17 protein-coding genes are annotated in these 17,311 nt (G+C 66.3%); 10 read left to right on the top strand and 7 right to left on the bottom strand.

Translation table 11 applies throughout. The features are described 5' to 3' along the window. On the bottom strand, positions 1 to 4,415 hold a 4,415-nt coding region (locus AC0IXR_RS17325), incomplete at its 3' end, for an AMP-binding protein (protein ID WP_471761576.1). A gap of 41 nt (positions 4,416 to 4,456) precedes the next feature. Then, positions 4,457 to 4,672: an MbtH family protein gene (locus tag AC0IXR_RS17320; protein WP_056426712.1), complete on the bottom strand. Its 216-nt coding sequence runs from the start codon at positions 4,670 to 4,672 to the stop codon at positions 4,457 to 4,459. Between the two features lie 198 nt (positions 4,673 to 4,870). On the opposite strand from AC0IXR_RS17320, the gene AC0IXR_RS17315 reads away from it, so the two are divergent. The 6 genes from AC0IXR_RS17315 to AC0IXR_RS17290 all read left to right on the top strand — a co-directional run bounded on the left by AC0IXR_RS17315 (position 4,871) and on the right by AC0IXR_RS17290 (position 8,879). Then, positions 4,871 to 6,253, top strand: coding sequence for a lysine N(6)-hydroxylase/L-ornithine N(5)-oxygenase family protein (locus AC0IXR_RS17315; protein ID WP_471761575.1), 1,383 nt, complete (start codon positions 4,871 to 4,873; stop codon positions 6,251 to 6,253). Positions 6,254 to 6,307: 54 nt separating this feature from the next. After that, on the top strand, positions 6,308 to 7,132 hold the full coding sequence (locus tag AC0IXR_RS17310; RefSeq protein ID WP_419953382.1) for an ATP-binding cassette domain-containing protein: 825 nt from the start codon (positions 6,308 to 6,310) through the stop codon (positions 7,130 to 7,132). A 59-nt stretch (positions 7,133 to 7,191) separates the two neighbouring features. Further along, positions 7,192 to 7,395 (top strand): hypothetical protein, encoded by a 204-nt coding sequence (locus AC0IXR_RS17305; protein ID WP_056426724.1) that lies wholly within the window; start codon positions 7,192 to 7,194, stop codon positions 7,393 to 7,395. Next, a complete protein-coding gene (locus AC0IXR_RS17300) occupies positions 7,392 to 7,592 on the top strand; it encodes a DUF3606 domain-containing protein (protein WP_471761574.1) in 201 nt (66 codons plus the stop codon). The genes AC0IXR_RS17305 and AC0IXR_RS17300 overlap by 4 nt, the downstream gene beginning before the upstream one ends. Positions 7,593 to 7,773: 181 nt before the next feature. Next, positions 7,774 to 8,226, top strand: coding sequence for a hypothetical protein (locus tag AC0IXR_RS17295; protein ID WP_471761573.1), 453 nt, complete (start codon positions 7,774 to 7,776; stop codon positions 8,224 to 8,226). 8 nt (positions 8,227 to 8,234) lie between these two features. Then, positions 8,235 to 8,879 carry an OmpA family protein gene (locus tag AC0IXR_RS17290; RefSeq protein WP_471761572.1) on the top strand — a complete coding sequence of 215 codons (645 nt, stop codon included), beginning with the start codon at positions 8,235 to 8,237 and terminating at the stop codon, positions 8,877 to 8,879. Between the two features lie 112 nt (positions 8,880 to 8,991). On the opposite strand, the gene AC0IXR_RS17285 is transcribed toward AC0IXR_RS17290, so the two are convergent. After that, positions 8,992 to 9,414, bottom strand: coding sequence for a hypothetical protein (locus tag AC0IXR_RS17285; protein WP_471761571.1), 423 nt, complete (start codon positions 9,412 to 9,414; stop codon positions 8,992 to 8,994). Between the two features lie 116 nt (positions 9,415 to 9,530). Continuing rightward, on the bottom strand, positions 9,531 to 10,319 hold the full coding sequence (locus tag AC0IXR_RS17280) for a helix-turn-helix domain-containing protein (RefSeq protein WP_471761570.1): 789 nt from the start codon (positions 10,317 to 10,319) through the stop codon (positions 9,531 to 9,533). 123 nt (positions 10,320 to 10,442) lie between these two features. Between AC0IXR_RS17280 and AC0IXR_RS17275 the strand changes: the two genes are divergently transcribed. From AC0IXR_RS17275 to AC0IXR_RS17260, 4 genes are all read left to right on the top strand, one after another. After that, positions 10,443 to 11,639 (top strand): MFS transporter, encoded by a 1,197-nt coding sequence (locus AC0IXR_RS17275; protein ID WP_471761569.1) that lies wholly within the window; start codon positions 10,443 to 10,445, stop codon positions 11,637 to 11,639. Between the two features lie 106 nt (positions 11,640 to 11,745). Then, a complete protein-coding gene (locus AC0IXR_RS17270; RefSeq protein ID WP_471761568.1) occupies positions 11,746 to 12,207 on the top strand; it encodes a hypothetical protein in 462 nt (153 codons plus the stop codon). Positions 12,208 to 12,826: 619 nt separating this feature from the next. Further along, entirely contained in the window at positions 12,827 to 13,309 is a 483-nt protein-coding gene (locus tag AC0IXR_RS17265) for an Hsp20 family protein (protein WP_056426748.1), read from the top strand. Positions 13,310 to 13,410: 101 nt separating this feature from the next. Next, on the top strand, positions 13,411 to 13,914 hold the full coding sequence (locus AC0IXR_RS17260) for a hypothetical protein (protein WP_471761567.1): 504 nt from the start codon (positions 13,411 to 13,413) through the stop codon (positions 13,912 to 13,914). A 407-nt stretch (positions 13,915 to 14,321) separates the two neighbouring features. On the opposite strand, the gene AC0IXR_RS17255 is transcribed toward AC0IXR_RS17260, so the two are convergent. The 3 genes from AC0IXR_RS17255 to AC0IXR_RS17245 are packed head-to-tail and all read right to left on the bottom strand — an operon-like array spanning position 14,322 to position 17,023. Next, positions 14,322 to 16,517 carry an AAA family ATPase gene (locus AC0IXR_RS17255; protein WP_471761566.1) on the bottom strand — a complete coding sequence of 732 codons (2,196 nt, stop codon included), beginning with the start codon at positions 16,515 to 16,517 and terminating at the stop codon, positions 14,322 to 14,324. A 33-nt stretch (positions 16,518 to 16,550) separates the two neighbouring features. Next, entirely contained in the window at positions 16,551 to 16,820 is a 270-nt protein-coding gene (locus tag AC0IXR_RS17250) for an ATP-binding protein (RefSeq protein WP_471761565.1), read from the bottom strand. Then, entirely contained in the window at positions 16,817 to 17,023 is a 207-nt protein-coding gene (locus tag AC0IXR_RS17245; protein WP_471761564.1) for a hypothetical protein, read from the bottom strand. The genes AC0IXR_RS17250 and AC0IXR_RS17245 overlap by 4 nt, the downstream gene beginning before the upstream one ends. Between the last annotated feature and the right edge of the window lie 288 nt (positions 17,024 to 17,311).

The following is a 17,311-nucleotide window of genomic DNA, read 5'->3' as shown; positions in this document are numbered from 1 at the left end:
GCCCGGCGATCCCCCACCGCCCGGCCGATCGGCGCGTAGGCCCCCTCCACCGCGTCGCCGGCCCGGGCCCGCCAGACCAGCGGCGAGATCACCGTCTCGGTCGGGCCATAGCCGTTGATCAGCAAGGTCGGGTCGAGCGCCCGGCCGATCAGGGCGAAGCTCTCCCGCGACAGCGCCTCGCCGCCGAAGCTGTACGAGCGCCGGCTCGGGCGCGGGCCGCTGGCGGCCTCCAGCGCGAGCTGGTGCATGTAGGCGGTGGGGAAGCCTGCATGGGTCACGCCGTGACGCTCCATGGCGTCCAGCGCCTCGCGCGGGGTCCATAATCCGTCCGGCTTGAGCACGACGCAGCCGCCGAAGGCCAGCGGCACCATCCAGCGCTCCTGCGCCCCGTCGAAGCTCATCGACAGGACATGGAGCTCGCGGGTCTGCCGGTTCGTGCCGTAGACCGCACCGGTGGCGCGCACGTGCCGGGCCAGGGGACCGTGCGCCACGGCGACGCCCTTGGGCCGGCCCGTCGAGCCCGACGTGTAGATGACGTAGGCCAGTTGCTCAGGATGAGCGGTGCGCGGTAGCGCATTCTCCGGCTCGGAGGCGAGGTCGAGGCTGGACGGGTCGAGCCGCGCGAGGCCGCCCGGACCGGCTCGGCTCACCCCGTCGAGGGTGCCGGCTTGGGCCAGCAGCAGCCGGGCGCCGGCATCCTCGACGAGGGCGGCGAGGCGGGCCGTCGGCTGGGCCGGATCGAGGGGCAGGAAGGCGCCCCCGGCCCGGAGGATGGCGAGGAAGGCGGCGATCTGGTCGGGCCCGCGCGGCAGGGCCACGGCGACCACGGTCTCGGGTCCGACGCCCTCGCGCATCAACCGATGGGCGAGGCGGTTGGCGGCCCGGTCGAGCTCGCCGAACGTGGTGGTGCGCGGCCCGCAGACCACCGCTGGCGCGTCGGGATCGGCGAGGGCCGCCTCGCCGATGAGTTCCGGCACCAGCCCCTCCGACAGCGGCATCCCATCCGCGTAGGGCGCCGACAGATCCGACAGGGCCTCGAACGGAACCAAGGGCAACGCGTCAACACGCTCGGTCGGGCTACCGGTGAGGCCGTCGAGGAGGGCGAGATAGCCGTGCTCGAACCCGGCGATGGTATCACCATCGAACAGGGCCTCGGAATAGGCGAAGGTCGCGGACAGGCTGCCGGCTTTCTCCGCCACTTCCAAGACGAGATCGTAGGCAGGCGTGCCGGTATCCTGGCCGAACGCTTCCAGCGTGAGGCCGCCGGCCGTACCGAACGCCCCCAAAGCCGCCGGCTGCTGACTGATCATGACGCGGGCGAGCGGTGCGCGACCTGGAACACGCTCCGGCTGAAGGGCTTCCACCAGACGCTCGAAGGGCAGGTCCTGATGGGCCAGGGCATCGGTGAGCGAGGCCCAGGTCCGGCTCACGACCTCGCGACCCGGCAGGACCGGATCGATGGTCACCGGCAGCACCAGCGTATTTACGAAGACGCCCACGAGATTCTCGACGCCGGCCAGGTGGCGACCCGCCACCGGCATCGCGATGCGCAGGTGCCGTGCTTCGCCGTAGCGCTGAAGGAACAGCGCGAAGGCGCTGAGCAGGATCGCGAAGAGCGACGTGCCGGTTTCCGCCGCGAGGGCCGTGACTTGGCGGGTCAGGCCGTCAGCGATCGCGAAACCGTGCCGGCAGACGCGATCTGGCTGCCCGGCGGGCCTGCGACGGTCGGTAAGGGACAGGTCGGGTTCCGCGTCGCCGAGGCGGTCGCGCCACCAGGACAGATCGGCCTCCATCGCTTCGGCCTGGGCCTCACCCCTCTGCCAGAATGCGATATCGGCCGGTTGGATCGCTAGGGCAGCCAGATCCTCCGATCGTCCTTCGACTTCCGCCGCGTACAGGGCGGGCCATTCACGCAGGATCACCGTCATGGACCAACCATCGGCCACGATGTGATGCAGGGTGATGAGGAGGACGTGATGCGTCTCGTCGAGCTGGACCAGGGTGAAGCGCGCCAGGGGGCCACCGTATCGCGCGAAGGGCCGTTTGGCCTCCTCGCGACAGAGTTCGGCGAAGCGCTTTTCGCGGGATTGTATAGGGATCGTCGAGAGATCGAAGTCGGCTAAATCTATCTTGTAGCCGGCTTCTATCCTTTGTTCTCCGCGACCATCGGGTCTGCGAGAGAGCCGCGTCCGGAAGGCGTCGTGGCGCGCCGTGAGGGCATCGAGGCTGCGCGTCAGGGCATCGCGGTCGAGGGAGCCGCGCAGATGAATACCGCCTGCGATATGATGAGTTTCGTCGTCGCCGAACTCGGCCTCGAACCACAGCCGCTCCTGCGCCAGGGACAAGGGAAGCGCTACCTCCCGCGAGGCGGGCTTGATCAGGAGGGCTTTCCGGCCCGCCGCGATTTCGGCTTCCACCGCGCCGGCGAACGCCCCGAGCCGGGGATGAGCGAACAGAACCTGTGGGGGAACTGCGACGCCGAGCGCGGTGCGAAGCTCGGCGAGCATCCGTATGGCCGCGATCGAGTTGCCGCCGAGGGCGAAGAAGTGGCTGTCGCGGGTCACGTCCCTGCGGTCGAGAAGCGCGGACCAGATCGCGGCGAGGCGCAACTCCAACCCGGTCATGGTTGTATCGGGGCGGGGGTTCGGTGCCTCCTCTCCGTCGACTCGGCGGCCATCCTCCACCACCGCATAGGCGTCGAGGGAGCCTGCCTGCCACCCGCGCCGCGCGGCGCCCCGCTGGATCTTCCCGCTGGATGTGCGCGGCAGGCCGCCTGGATTGAGGAGAACGACGACACGCGCGGTCTCGAGGAAGGCATCGGCGACCGCCTCGGACACCAGGGCGGCCAGCGCCTCGGGCGCAGTGAGCTTCTGGACGGTGCGCGAGACCTCCACCGCGACGCCGATGCCCTCACGCCCATCCCGCTCGATGGCGAAGGCAGCGATGCGTCCCTGGCGCAGGATGTCGACATTCCGCTCGACGACCCGCTCCACATCCTGCGGGTAGACGTTCTGACCGCGCAGGATGATGAGATCCTTCTCGCGCCCGACGAGAAAGAGCCGGCCCCCATGCAGGAAGCCGAGGTCTCCCGTCCTGAGGCTCCGGATACCGTCCCGCTCGACGAAGGCGGCATCGGTGGCGTCCTGGTTGCGCCAATAGCCCTGGGCGAGGCTTGGGCCGGATGCCACGACCTCGCCGATTGTCCCATCGGGCAGGCTGGCCCCGTCTGGTCCGGCGATGTGAATCGGATGGTCCGGCTGCGCGAAACCGCAATCGACCAGCCGAGTGCCCTCCCCTGCCGCCACGGCACGACCTTCCGCGAGAATGGCCGGGTCGAGGTCAAGACTGCGCATGCCCTCGCCCCGCTGGCCCGCGGTGAGGAAGAGCGTCGCCTCCGCCAGACCGTAGGACGGCCTCAGCGCACGGGGATAGAAGCCGGCGGGCGCGAAGCGTTCTGCGAACTCGGCCATGGTGGAGGCGCGGACCATCTCCGACCCGGAGAAGGCGATCTGCCAGCTCGACAGGTCGAGACGCGCCGCCGTCTCGTCATCGACCCTGTCCTGGCATAGGCGGAACGCGAAATCGGGTCCGCCGCTGACCGTCCCCCGAAAGCGGTGGATGGCCTCCAGCCAGCGTGCCGGTCGTCCGAGGAAATGCTTGGGCGACATGAGGACGCCCAGGATGCCTGTATAGATCGGCTGCAGCATCCCGCCGATCAGCCCCATGTCATGGTAGAGCGGCAGCCAGCTCACCATGACGTCGTTGGGGCGGATATCGAACCCGACCCGGATCAGATGTTCGTTGGCGATGAGATTGCCGTGGCTCACGACCACGCCCTTCGGCACCGCCGTCGAGCCCGACGTGTATTGCAGGAAGGCCACCGCCTCCGGTGCCGGCGTGGCAACGAGCCAGTCGGCGCCCTCCCCCTCGGCGAGGTCGTCCGGGGTGATGTCCTCCACCGGAAGGACCGCCCCTGGCTGGCCCGAAGCCGCGAGCATGTTGCGGACGGACTCCGCATCACTGTCATGGACGAGGACGATCGAGGGCTCGGAATCCGCGATGATGGCGGCGATCCGGGCCTGATGTTGCTCCCGGCGCGGCTCCGGCGGGAAGACCGGGACGGCGATGAGGCCCGCTTGGAGGCAGCCGAAGAAACCCGCGACATAGTCGAGGCCGGTATCGAGTAGCAGGCAGACCCGATCGCCGGGGCTCGCCGATCGCCGCAGCCGGGCGGCGATGGCCCGTGCCCGCCCGGCGAGCTCCGCATAGGTGACGGTGATCTCCCCCGACCGGGGATCGTCGAGGAAATGCAGGGCCGGTACGGTGCCGTGGCTCCCCGCGAGCCAGCGCAGGTGGCTGACGAGGTCTGATGCGGGCGGGACCGTCAGCGGCGCGCGCGGAAGACCGTCGATCATCGGATGTCCTGGAAGTGTCATCGGAACGGGGGGCGGAACGCTCAGGCTCTGGCGTCGCCGTCGAGGGCGCGGCGCAGGCTGAGCGGCCGCATGTCGGTCCAGACCGTCTCGATATGGGCGAGGCACGAGGCGCGTGGCCCGGAGAAGCCGGTGGCACGCCACCCGGCCGGGACGGCGCGGTGGGCGGGCCAGACCGAGTATTGCTCCTCCCCGTTGATCACGACGAGGAACGTCGCTTCGCTGTCGTCGATAGCCATGGCGTCGTGCTCCGCGAATGGGCCGGTGTCGAAGCCCAAGACGGTGGCGGACGGCCGAAATTTAAGCGGCGGCGCAACTATTTTCGCGGCGGCTCCTAAATCCCTCCCCCGCCCGAACGTCCCTTAGCCTGACAGTTGCCGGCGGATCGTGAGGTCCGCTCGGCGCGGACATCTCGGCGCAGGAATGGAGGTTCGGTGATGACGGAATCCTACGACCCCTCGGACACCTCATATTCCGTGCGCGACACCTTCCGGGGTTCGCAGGGCGGGCGCTGGGACGACGACGAAGCACCGGCCTACGACGCGGTCGGCGTCGGCTTCGGCCCGTCGAACCTGGCGCTCGCCATCGCCCTCGACGAGGCGGGACGGCAGCAGGGCCGCCAACCGCGCGTGCGCTTTCTGGAGCGCCAGGACGAGTTTGTCTGGCATGGCGGGATGCTTCTGCCCGATAGCGGGATGCAGATCTCCTTCCTGAAGGATCTCGTCACCCTGCGCGATCCGACGAGTCCCTACACCTTCATCAAGTACCTGCATGTCCACGGCCGGCTGATCGACTACATCAACCGCAAGTCGTTCTTCCCGAGCCGGATCGAGTTCAACGACTATCTGCGCTGGGTCGCGGGGCATTTCGCCGATCGCTGCGATTACGGCGATACGGTGCTGGCCATCGAGCCGGAGGGACGCGGCGATACCATCCGCCACCTGCTGGTCCATTCACGCAAGGCCGATGGCCGCGAGCAGAGGCGGCGTACCCGCGCCGTCATCCTCGCCACCGGGGGCGAGCCGCGCATCCTGCCGGTCTTCGAGGAGTTGCAGAGCAGCGCCCGGGTGTTCCACTCCTCGCGCTACCTGTCGCGGATCGACGGTGTTCCCCTGCCGGAGGCTTCCACGCGCCGGCCGCGCATCGCCGTCATCGGCGCGGGCCAGACGGCGGCGGAGCTGTTCCTCGACCTGCAGAGTCGTATCCCCGACGCGGACATCGCCATGATCTTCCGCGGCCAGGCGCTGAAGCCCGCCGATGACAGCCCTTTCGTCAACGAGATCTTCAACCCGGACTTCACCGACTTCGTCTATGGCCAGCCCGAGGCCCATCGCCGGGCCATCATCGACGAGTTCCGCGGCACCAATTACTCGGTGATCGACACCGACCTGCTGACGCGGATCTTCGATCTCCTCTACCAGCAGAAGGTCAGCGGCGAGCATCGCCATGCCCTACGACCGAGGACCACCGTGGTCGGGGCCTCGGAGCAGGCCGGCGAGATCGTCCTCGAAACCCTGGACGCCGCCACCGGCCTCACGACGCGGGAATTCTACGACACCGTGATTCTCGCCACGGGGTACCGCCGCGACCGTCTGGAGACCATGATGCCGGCCCTCACGCCGCATCTCACCGACGGCGCCATCGGACGCGACTACCGCCTCGCCACCCGGCCCGGCTTCGAGCCCGCCATCTACGTCCAGGGTTTCAGCGAGCCGACCCACGGTCTGAGCGATACCCTCTTGTCCATCCTGGTCATGCGGGGGCATGAGATCGCCCAATCGCTCCTCGCCGACCGGCAGAGGGCCGGTGCGCGGGCCTGACGCGGCCCTCGATCCCACCATCATGGCGGCGTTGCAGCGTCGAACGGGCGAACGATGTCCTTGAGCCGAGCCGATGCGGGAGCGAGACGCGAGCCGAGTCCGGACGATGCGGACTACAGCCTCGACGGGGTCACGTTTTCCGTTCCGGGACGCGTGCTGCTGCACCCACTGAGCCTCACCATCCCCACCGGGCGGGTCATCGGCCTCATCGGCCATAACGGCTCGGGCAAGTCGACCCTGATCAAGCTTCTGGCCCGCCAGCAGGCCCCGAGCGGTGGCCGTCTCCTGTTCAAGGGCGCATCGATCGAGAGTCTGGGAGACCGCGCCTTCGCCCGCGAGGTCGCCTACCTGCCGCAGGCGACGCCGCAGGCGCCCGGCATGCTGGTCAAGGAGCTCGTCGCCATGGGCCGCTATCCCTGGCACGGGGCGTTGGGCCGACTGGGCTCGACCGACCGGGACGCCATCGCCGAGGCGATGCGGCTCACCAAGGTGACACCCTTCGCCGAGCGCATGGTGGACAGCCTCTCCGGCGGCGAGCGTCAGCGCGTCTGGCTCGCCATGCTGGTGGCGCAGAATGCCCGCTGCCTGCTTCTCGACGAGCCCATCGCCGCCCTCGACATCGCCCACCAGATCGAGGTGCTCTCCCTCGTGCGTCACCTGTCCCAGGAGCGGGGCCTCACCGTCATCGTGGTCCTGCACGACGTGAACATGGCGGCCCGCACCTGCGACGACCTCATCGCGCTCCATGGCGGACGCCTCATCGCGCGCGGCACCCCGGTCGAGATCGTGACGCCTGAGGGGCTGGAGGCGATCTATGGGGTGCGTATGGGAGTGTTCCCCCACCCCCGGACGGGGATGGCCCTGAGCTACCTCGATTGAGGCCGGCCCGAACCCGCATCGCGCTTCAGGCGTTGCCCCGTCAGATCAGGGAGCGACGCATGTCCGAGACGACGAAACCGCCCGAACCGACCGAGACGCTGACCGAATCCACCTCCGACCGGTCGCGCGGCGGCGGTTCCGGCAAGCCGGAACAGAACAGCGCCGCGACCGGCCCGAAGGATACCGTGAGCGGGATCGTTCAGGAAACGCCGGACGATCCAAGCGACCGGCCCGGCACCGAAGCTGAGGAAGCCGCCCGATGAGCATGGATGGATCCACGCCCGAGGCGCCCACCACGGTGTCGCTGAAGGAGCCCCGGGACAAGGCCTATTGGGCCCGTTACTTCCAGACCCCGAGCGAGGAGGTGGAGGCGGCCGTGGCAGCGGTCGGCCACGATCCGGCGAAGGTCGCCGAACGGCTCGGAAAGCCGTGGCCGTTCGAAGCCAGCGGCATCGTGTGAGGGAATCCCCTTGAGCGGGAGCGGCGGGAGGCTGACGGATCACCTCCTCCCTTAAACTTGCGGACGAGGCGTGGCTCCGGTCCCGCCCCGCTTTGGCGGCACCCGCATCTTCCGGCGGGGGCCGATTTCTCTATATGCTTGACCGTAAGCCCGCGTCTCTCCGTTCGAAAGGAACGCCGCTTTGGTCTCGAGACTGACTGCCCTCGCATTGATGACCCTGCTGCCCGTCGCGGCACTTGCCGCGGACCGGACGGTGACGATCACCGGAGGGCAGGTCAGCGCGCCGGTGGGCCTGACCGTACAGGTGAAATCCGTCACTTTGGGTGAGGACGCCACGACGGTCCGCCTGCTGGCGAGTTTCGACAGCCACAAGACGACCTTCGTCAACATGAACGACCGCCAGAACGCCTATCTCGCCTGGGGCGACGGGGCGGAGCAGCGCCTCCACCTACGCCAGATCGCCGACAACAAGTGGATGCGCGTTCTCAACGGCCGGACCATGGAGGGCGATCTCGTTTTCCCCGGCGCCCTGCCCTCCGACGCGAGCCGGCTGACGCTGGTCTTCAACCCCGGCCGGTCCGGCGACGACATCAATGCGCCCGGGATCACCGTTCCGCTGGCTCTGACCCCGTGAGAGGGGCAGTGCTTTTGGCGGCGATCCTGGCACTGCCCGGGCTCGCTCCGGAGGGACATGCGTCGAGCTACACCGTGACGGCGGGCGGGGCCGCGATCGGCGACGCTCCCTCCCGGTTCGCCGAGATCGGCCTCCCCGCCTCGCATTGGGAGGAGAAGCCCCAACCGAGCGCTGCGGCCAGTTCGGGCGGCGCTTCCTCCTTCGGGGCGAAGGGCATGACGTCCGAGGCGCGTCTGAAGACGGAGGCCAACCTCTCCGCCCTCGGCGCCCGGCGGGAGGGCGCGGGCATCCTGGTGGAGCTGCCGAGCGATGTCCTGTTCGACTTCGACAAGTCCGTGATCCGCGCCGAAGCCCGCCCGGCCCTGGTCCGGCTCTCAGAGGTTCTCGCGGCCATGCCGAAGGCCCGTATGGCCATCACCGGCCACACCGACGCCATGGGCGCGGACGCCTACAACCAGGCCCTGTCGGAGCGCCGGGCGGTCTCCGTCCGCGCTTGGCTGGTGGGGCGCGGCATCGCCGCCGGGCGCCTGTCGGCGGCGGGCAAGGGCGAGACCATGCCGGTCGCGCCCAACGCCAATCCCGATGGTCGCGACGACCCCGCCGGACGGCAGCGGAACCGCCGCGTCGCGTTCCTCATCGCGCCCGATGGATAGACGGAGAACGACCGACCGGAAATGTCCGCCCGGATCGTCGGGGACCACGACCTCCCGATAGCCTCGTCCCGCTTACCGAACGGCAGGCGCTTCCAGCCGTCCGGCTGCGCGCTCATCGCTTCCTCACCGGCGGCACGCCCGCCTGCTTCAGGTCGGCGAGGCATCCGCGCATGACCCGCATCATCTCCGCCTCCGTTTCGGCCGAAACGCCCTTGGGCCGGAGGGCGGGACTGGCATTTTCGGACCAATCGACCCGTGTGCAGGAGAGGAAGAGATGCCGAAAGTGCCGGCTGCACCCGCGCTCCGCCAGGGTGCGCAGGGCCGGCGGGTCGACGTCCCGCACGATCTCCTCGACGCTCCCGAACGCCCCGGAGGTGAGCGGCCGGTCCCGCCGCTTCCACTGGCCTGTTCGATGCTCGACGAGGCCGTTCACGCACTCGTCCGCCAGACTCGTCGGCGGCCGGACCAGGAGTTCGTCGAAGGCGCAGGCGGGCGAGGATATCGCCAGCGACAGGGCGAGCAGACGCATCAGCATCGCGGTCGGCCCCGAACGGGTCCGAGACGGCGCTGGGGAGGTCGCGGATGTCGACCCATTCTGCGGGCTCCTCGGGCTCGGGGCATGACCGATCCTGCCGGGACGGACGACGCTCTTCAATCCGGCGGAGCGACGGTGGCCGAGCCCGGCCGGGTGTCCCCCTCCTGTCCGATCAACGCTTGGGTCCTGCCCCTCAGGGCCTGGAGGCTCCGATAGCCGACCGAGGCGGCGACGTGGCGTGCCGCCCGGCCATCGGCCGCGAGGGCCAGGGCCCGCACGATCCTGGCCCTCGCGCGCCACTGCCCGAAGCTGAGGCCCGTTTCCCGGCGAAACCCGCGCGTCAGGGTCCGGCGGCTCACGCCGGCCCGGTCGGCCCAGGCGTCGAGACCGAGCGCCAAGGCGGGATCGTCGATCAACCCGAGGCAGATCCGCCGGAGGCGGGCATCCTGCGGCAAGGGCAGGGTCAACCGGGTTTCGGGGGCGTGTCTCGTCTCGTCGAGCACCAGGGCGGCCAGATGCCCGCCGCGACCCGTCTCGTCATACAGAACGGGCTCGCCTGTCAGGGCGACCAGGGCGGCGGCGAGGAGGGGCGAGACTTCGATGACGCGCGCCCGTTCGGAGAAGCCGGCGATGGCCTCGACGGCCAGATAGGCCGAGCACATGGCGACCTCGCCATGCATGACCACCGCGTGGGGGAGGCGCGGTGGGATCCACAGGGCATGGCCCTCCGGCACCACCCAGGTCCCGTCCTCGGCGGTCGCCATCATCAATCCGGCGGTGGCGTAGAGCAGCTGCGCCCGCTTGTGGGAGTGCCGCTCCGTGCGGCTGCCGGCCACGAAGGTCTTGGGCATCACCGCGACGGCGCGCGGCACGTCCTGATAATCCTCGGCCCTGATGGAGCGCATGGTTTCCCCGTCGGCGCGGTTTGCCGTGGCATCGTTTGCCTTGGCCCGATCGCGTACACCTTCGGCCCGACAGCGTTCAACGGGTCAGCTAGAGCGGGGCCTGCCTGCGGAGATCCTCTATCGATGGACGCCGAAACCCTGTCCCGCCGCACCCTGCGCTTCGTCAACGTGGCGCATGCCCTCGATCACTTCGTGCTGCTGATCTACCCGACGGCCGTGATCGCCATTGCGGCGCAGACCGGGCTTTCCTATGGGGAGCTCATCGCGCTCGCCACCGGCGCCTTCGTGGCCTTCGGCCTCTGTGCGCTGCCGATGGGCTGGCTCGCCGACCGGTTCGGACGGCGAAACCTCCTGGCGGTGTTCTTCTTCGGCTACGGCCTGTCGTGCCTCGGGGTCGCGAGCGCCGCCAGCCCGACGGCTTTCGCCCTGTGGCTCTGCGTGCTCGGGCTGGCCTCGGCGATCTATCACCCGGTCGGCTCGACCATGCTGGTCTCCCACTCGCGCCGCCTCGGGCGGGACCTCGGCGTGAACGGCGTCTGGGGCAATGTCGGCGCCGCGACGGCCTCGGGTGTCACGGCGCTGCTGGCGACGGGGTTCGGCTGGCAGGCGGCCTTCGTGGTGCCGGGCCTGGTCTGCCTCGCCTGCGGGACTGCGTTTCTGGCCATGGTCCCCGGCGACGGCGAGGGCGCGCAGGGCAAGGATGGGGGAAAGGCAGTCCTCGCGGTGTCCCGCCCCATCCCCCTCCTCGTGGTTTTCGCCTGCGCCATCGTGGCGGGGGGCATGACCTTCAACATCACCACCATCGCCCTGCCGAAGGTGGTGGACGAGCGGGTCGGCGAGGGGCTGCCCCTCGCGCTGATCGGCTCCGTGGCCACCCTGGTCTTCATGGTCGGGGCCCTGACCCAACTCCTCATGGGGCGACTGATCGACCGTTACAGCCTGCCGGCGCTGTTCCTCGGCCTGTCCGTGCTGCAGCCGCTGGGCCTCGGAATCGCCGCCCTGAGCAGCGGCGTCCCGCTCCTCGCCGGCCTCGTCCTGACCATGGCGGCGCTCTACGGGCAGGTGGTGATCAACGACGCGATGGTGGCCCGCTACGTGCCGCCGCTCTACCGCGCGCGGGCCTACAGCGTGCGCTATTTCCTCGGTTTCACCGTGAGCGGGTTCGCGGTGCCGCTGATCGCCCTGCTGCACGAGAGGGGCGGGTTCGGGCTCGTGCTCGGGATCGCGGCGGCGTGCGGCGGCGTCATCGTCGCCTCGGCGGTCGGCTTCTTCGGCCTCACGGGGAAAGACCGGTCCCGGCCCCTCGCCCCGGCGGAATGAAGCGGGGCCGACCGCCACGCGACCGGCCTTCGCACCGCCATCGGACGGGATCATCGCGAAAACCGGCCGGACGTCCTATTCCGGTCGTGCCAGCGGGAGCTATGCCATGCAGAAGCGCTACGAGATTTTCGCCGACTACCACCAGTTCTATCTCTGGGATCACGGCGAGATGCCCGACGCGGCGCTGGATTACAGCGAGGACGACCTCCAGCGGAGGGTCAAGACGGCGCCGTTCCTCGTGGTCATCCAGCCCGAGCGCAACATGTCCGTGCCGGTGGAGCTCGACATCCTCGACGGGCCGCCCGACGAGGCCCTCGGCCTCTGGGACCATGTGGTGGAAGCGAGCCTCGACCTGCCCTCGGGCCGGCTCGAAATCCACGAATGCACGGGCGGGTCCATCGACATCCTGTCCGTGGCCCCCGGCACCTACCGCGTCCGCGCCTGTTTCGGCGGCCTCGACTCCCTCACCGACGACCGCCTGGACGGCGAGGACCATTACCGCCTCGTCCTGTGGCCGGCCCCCGCCGCCCCGCTCGCGGTGATCAAGCAATTTGCCGGCGCCCGCTGAGAGCCCGGCCCCACCGTTCGCAGATCGCGCGAGATGCGCGGCTCTGCCCTCCTCCCCCTTATGGCAGGGCGACCGCATATGCCGATTTGCCTGTCAGAAAGCCGCTGTCACCACCCCTTCATCCCGGGTCCGCGCAGCGGAGCCCGGGATCCAGAAACACAAGTGATGCAGGACTTTACACTGTCGGCGGCTCTGGATTGCACGCCTCTGGCACGGCCCTCCGGGTCCGGGCTCGCCTGTGGCGACCCGGAATGACGGCGTGGTGTCATATGCGATCGCGCTGCCCTTGTGGGGAGGAGTTGGAGGTGGGGGTGGTCGGGCGACCCTCCTGCTGCTTCGGAGGCTGGCGGAGCCACCCCCACTCCTAGCCTCTCCCCACAAGGGGGAGAGGGACGCGCTCTGCCTGCACGAGCAGATGTGAGAACCCAGCAGCCCCGCGCTGCCCGCGAGAGGTCCGAAGCCCGGCCCTTCACACCGCGAAAAAAATCGACATCGCCCCGGAACCACATCCCACCATCGGCGTTATGCGCGTGCGAGGCCAAGAACGGCTCGCATTCTGGCGCCGGACACGGTGTCCGGCGCGCTTTGTCATCACGTTGCTCTTTAGGAGGATGTGGTCATGAGGACTTTGGATTTCGCACCGCTCTATCGCTCGACCGTCGGTTTCGACCGCATGATCTCGCTGCTCGACCAGGCGACCCGGATCGAGCCGTCGACCACCTGGCCGCCCTACAATATCGAGAAGGTGGCCGACGATGCCTATCGCATCACCATGGCGGTGGCGGGCTTCACCCCGGATGAGATCGACCTGACGCAGCACGACACCGTGCTCCAGGTGACGGGCCAGAAGGGGGGCCAGGACGGAGAGCGCGCCTATCTCCATCGCGGGATCGCGACGCGGCCCTTCCGGCAGACCTTCAACCTCGCCGACCACGTGAAGGTCACCGGGGCCAGCCTCGACAACGGGCTGTTGACCGTGGACCTCGTGCGCGAGGTGCCGGAGGCCTACAAGCCCCGCCGCATCGCCATCGGCGGCGCGGCTCAGGCGGTGGGCCAGGACAACGCGCCCGCCCAAGTCGAGGACCACGCCGAGGCCGCCTGATCGCCGACGCCAAGCATAAGAGAGACCCTCGGGGGCCTACAGGTCCGCGAGGGCCGCATCCCGTTCTCAGTCCTGCCTCACAGCCATAGGGAGGATCGATCATGTCGATGAGGGAAACGCACTTGTCCCGTTCCGGCGCCGGGCATTCCGGCCTCATGAACCCCGCCGCCACGCAGCCAGCCTCGTTCGAGGCCTGGCAGGCCGTGGTCGCCCCCGGGGACGTGTTTCGTCATCCGCGCGAGGTGCTGGCGCACCCGCTCCTCTCCCGCGAGGAGAAGCGGACGATCCTGGCCTCCTGGGTCTCGGATGCCTGCGCCCTCGAGAGCGCGCCGGGCCTGCGCTGCCTCACCGGGGCCAGGGCCGAGCCGGTCACCGTCGATGCCCTGCTCACGGCGCTCGCCGAACTCGACGGCCCCGCCGCCCCGGAGAATGCCGCCGCCGACGCGCCCCGGCCCGCGCCGCGCCGCCGGCCGCGCCTCGCGAACCTGCACCGCTATCTCCGCCCGCGCCGTCGAAACAACGACGACGACGACCCGCCGCCCTGCCCGGCGACGATCATGCCCCGCCCCCGGACGCCGCCCAGCGCAGACGCGATCCCGGCTTGAGCGGGGAAGGCTGACGCGCGCCGCCGCCGAAGGGCGGCGGGGCGCGAGGTGGACTTTTTGGCAACTTGGCTGGTCCTTGCGACGACCACCGCCCCCCCCTTTCGCGCGGACCCAAGCAAAAGGCTTCCGAAGCTCGGCGCTGGCGTCGTGGGGTTGGCGTGAGGTGGCCACTGGGTCTAGCCATTCGCCGTAAAGGGAGTGCTACGCTGCCAACCCACCTCCGCTGCTTCAAGTCCATGGGCATTTTTCACGAAGCGCCAGAACCGGCGAGCAAGCCACTATCTGTGTTCGAATTTATCAAGATGATGTAAGTCGTTTTATCAAATACGACCATCCAGAAACGCAGAAGTCCTATGGGAAACACTTCCGCAGCTGGACCTTTTAAGCTCATTGAACCAACCGCATCGTTAGCTGTGCAGCTTGTCAAGCCGACGACAATAGATGCGCCGTGCTGGATTCCTAGGATCATCCTGTTTGAAGTTTTCCGCATAAGCATCGATATCCTGAATCAATCCAATCAGCATGTAGGCTGTAAACGGCTGGCCTGCGGATGTTTCATAGTGAGCGATGCAGTTAGAGATAATCGAAGTAAGATGGGTTTGCTTAATTGCGGCCTTCTGAGCAGCTTCTAGCACGCATTCTCCCGCTTTATCGTACAGAGCAGTGGCGCGGGTAATGGAGTCAAAATAAGTCGAGAGCGTCCTATTGTCGGGTCGCGTCGCGTAATCGGGCGGAACCGGTATCTCTAGCTTGGAAATGATATAACCTAACTTGTACTCTAAGTACTGTCGCACAAGCGGCGCGCCGATATCGACGCTGCCCTGATTAAGCAAATCGATGGCCCGGGCCTTCAACCTGTCGGCTCCGTTAGCACTAGTCTGAACCGCACCGATGGGCGGCATACCCTGCAGCTTCTGGTGATGCCATTCCTTGGTACCGCCGAGCCGGTCGAAATACTTTTCTAGTGCACTGTCGTGGCTCAAAAGGATAAATTGAATACCGTTTGGATCGGCTCCGAACCGCAGATCACGAAGCAGAACGTCCATAAGATTGAATTGGTGACCACCATCGAAGCTAGATGTGATGTCGTCGAGTACCATAAAGCGAGGTGGCCGCGAATGCTTAACTGCCGATGAAAGGAAAATCGACGCTGCCACTGCGTTACGATAACTTTCAGAAAGTACAGCGCGTGCATTGACGCCCGTCTCGCCATGAAAATCTGATAGCGTAAGGTCAATATTTTCACTTCTCTCAGCCCGCACAAGGTGTGGCTTTAGATCGGGTCCCCCGCGCATGATCTTTGGGAACAACGCTTTGTAGGAAGTCTCGATGGCCTTAAGACGCTCCCCTGATAGCTTAGTTTCCGCGTCTGCAAACACCTTGTCAGCAGCCTTAATGAATTTCAACCAGCGGTCGATCTTTGCCATGGCGCCTTCGGCGTTGGTTAGCTCTTCACTAAAGCTATCCAGCGTGGCGAATGCATCACGGAAATTTTTGGCGTTCTCAATGGCACGGGCAGCGGCAGCGACCGATGGAGGTAAACTCTTCTCAAGTTCATAGATTTCGCCTTCAAGCGTGGCGACTTTCTTATCACGGGACTTAATCAGGGCCTCAATACGAACTTTCAGTTGCGCGATAACAGCGGTCTTCACGCTGCCCATTTTCGCTGCCTTAATAAGCTCAGAGGCGATACACTCTTCGACCGGGACGGACAGCGCAGCAGCAGCCTCGAGCTTACTTAAAAGTTCCAACGCCGAGCAACTGAGGCACAATTTTGACAGTTCGGCCTCTCGCTCCTGTACTGCATCATAAGCGGCGATCTTTTCGTTCAGCCTCAAAGCCAGTGATTGGTCTTGTGGCAGGTCGCACACTGGGCATGTATTATCGTCAGGCCATGCGTCGGTGCCCAGCACTTTGGACGCGCCCTTCAGCAACGACAGCATATCGGCATGACCGATCTTTGCCAAAGCTTCGTCCCGCTCTTTCGCAGCATTTTCCAAAGCAGCAAGCTGGATAGAGTGCTCGTCCAAGAACGAAAGCTCCCTGACGGCCGTGCGGTCCTCTTGCATTTTTTGTAGCTTGAGACGATTAGCGCTATCGGAGCTGTCCTCCAAGGCCGTGACTGCTGCTGAGTGATCAAAGTCCGCCACCGTCTTGCCGACCATCACCTTTTTTAGCGGACCGATTTCTGCCAGAACTTTAGTTATGTAAGCCTCTAGCGCGGCTCGATCATCTAACTTGTCGACGAACTCTCCGGTGACTGCAGCGTAGGCTTCAATAACTTTACGCCTCGCCTCGGCGACGCCCGCCTTGTAGGTTGCAATGTTGACGTTCAGCACTTTGATGCCGAGATCATTGCGAAGGGTAGCCGTGTTATTAGCCCCCTCAATGGCTTGGCGCAGATTGGAATACTGGCTGAGACCGATAAGCGCGGAGAATGACCGACCACGCAGCAAAGCCGTGTTTTCGATAAATCCGGCGAAGGTTTTGTAGTCTATTAAGACAAAGTCCTCCTGAAGCGTTCGCAACAAGCTTTCTGGTGTCGCGTAGCCGGAAGGTGAAGTTACAGTGCGGGTGCCAGCTGCATCGCGTGTCACCAGCACACTTATGTCGGGGGCACCATCGTCGGGCTTTAGCTATAACTCTATCGTCGCTTTCTTGTGGGGATGGAAGCGATTGATGACATAGCTGTCGCCTCGCTCGGCACCCTGAAGGGCGGTGAGCCGAGGGATTTCACCATGAATAGCGAACTGGAGAGCTTCAAACACGGATGTCTTGCCGACGCCGTTGTTGGCGTAGACAGAGTTCACGCAGTCCGGCTTGAACTTCAGGGTGAGCGGATCACCACTATTATTAATGCCACGAAACCCCTCAACGGCAATCTGCGAAAGAAAGTACCGGGTCATTGGCCTTCCTTCTCAACGGACAGCGCGTCCAGCCCCGCCTTCACCTTTGCATTGAAGATCGTCCTAGCGTCACGATCGGCACCGTGTTTGATAAGGAGAGCAATGTCGTCGAAGAGGATTTTTGCGCAATCGGAATCGATCCCTTCGCACATCGCCTGAAAGGCGGCGAGGTTGTCCTCGAAGGATTTTTGAGCGTCAAACATGGCATCTCCCTGACGGGAGCCTATCGCCCAAACTCGGCGTAGGGAATTGCAGAACCGCAAAAAATAAGCCCCATTTGAGAGAAAGACACATTCAACGTCAGCGTCTTTGGGACGACCTTCCACCAATTCTCTAACAGCAGATCTTTTTCAAAGTTGCACCGGAGACGAACTGTAAGTTTTTGCCCGATCTGGGCTTACTCTCTGTCTTACTAAATGGTTTGCAAGCAGAACTTCCCGTGACCAGCCAAGGGCTTGAGCTAGATGCGATTAAGCATCAGGTCGCTGATC

It is taken from the genome of Methylobacterium sp. AC832 (assembly GCF_979256025.1).
Note: the sequence above shows the minus strand (reverse complement) of the source record. Positions and strands in the feature narration are given on the sequence as shown.

What these genes read in the sequence shown, in the direction of transcription:
- AC0IXR_RS17320 (WP_056426712.1), bottom strand. Translation starts at nt 4,672, where the DNA reads ATGGCTATCGACGACAGCGAAGCGACGTTCCTCGTCGTGATCAACGGG.
- AC0IXR_RS17315 (WP_471761575.1), top strand. Translation starts at nt 4,871, where the DNA reads ATGACGGAATCCTACGACCCCTCGGACACCTCATATTCCGTGCGCGAC.
- AC0IXR_RS17310 (WP_419953382.1), top strand. Translation starts at nt 6,308, where the DNA reads ATGTCCTTGAGCCGAGCCGATGCGGGAGCGAGACGCGAGCCGAGTCCG.
- AC0IXR_RS17305 (WP_056426724.1), top strand. Translation starts at nt 7,192, where the DNA reads ATGTCCGAGACGACGAAACCGCCCGAACCGACCGAGACGCTGACCGAA.
- AC0IXR_RS17300 (WP_471761574.1), top strand. Translation starts at nt 7,392, where the DNA reads ATGAGCATGGATGGATCCACGCCCGAGGCGCCCACCACGGTGTCGCTG.
- AC0IXR_RS17285 (WP_471761571.1), bottom strand. Translation starts at nt 9,414, where the DNA reads ATGCTGATGCGTCTGCTCGCCCTGTCGCTGGCGATATCCTCGCCCGCC.
- AC0IXR_RS17280 (WP_471761570.1), bottom strand. Translation starts at nt 10,319, where the DNA reads ATGCGCTCCATCAGGGCCGAGGATTATCAGGACGTGCCGCGCGCCGTC.
- AC0IXR_RS17275 (WP_471761569.1), top strand. Translation starts at nt 10,443, where the DNA reads ATGGACGCCGAAACCCTGTCCCGCCGCACCCTGCGCTTCGTCAACGTG.
- AC0IXR_RS17270 (WP_471761568.1), top strand. Translation starts at nt 11,746, where the DNA reads ATGCAGAAGCGCTACGAGATTTTCGCCGACTACCACCAGTTCTATCTC.
- AC0IXR_RS17265 (WP_056426748.1), top strand. Translation starts at nt 12,827, where the DNA reads ATGAGGACTTTGGATTTCGCACCGCTCTATCGCTCGACCGTCGGTTTC.
- AC0IXR_RS17260 (WP_471761567.1), top strand. Translation starts at nt 13,411, where the DNA reads ATGTCGATGAGGGAAACGCACTTGTCCCGTTCCGGCGCCGGGCATTCC.
- AC0IXR_RS17250 (WP_471761565.1), bottom strand. Translation starts at nt 16,820, where the DNA reads ATGACCCGGTACTTTCTTTCGCAGATTGCCGTTGAGGGGTTTCGTGGC.
- AC0IXR_RS17245 (WP_471761564.1), bottom strand. Translation starts at nt 17,023, where the DNA reads ATGTTTGACGCTCAAAAATCCTTCGAGGACAACCTCGCCGCCTTTCAG.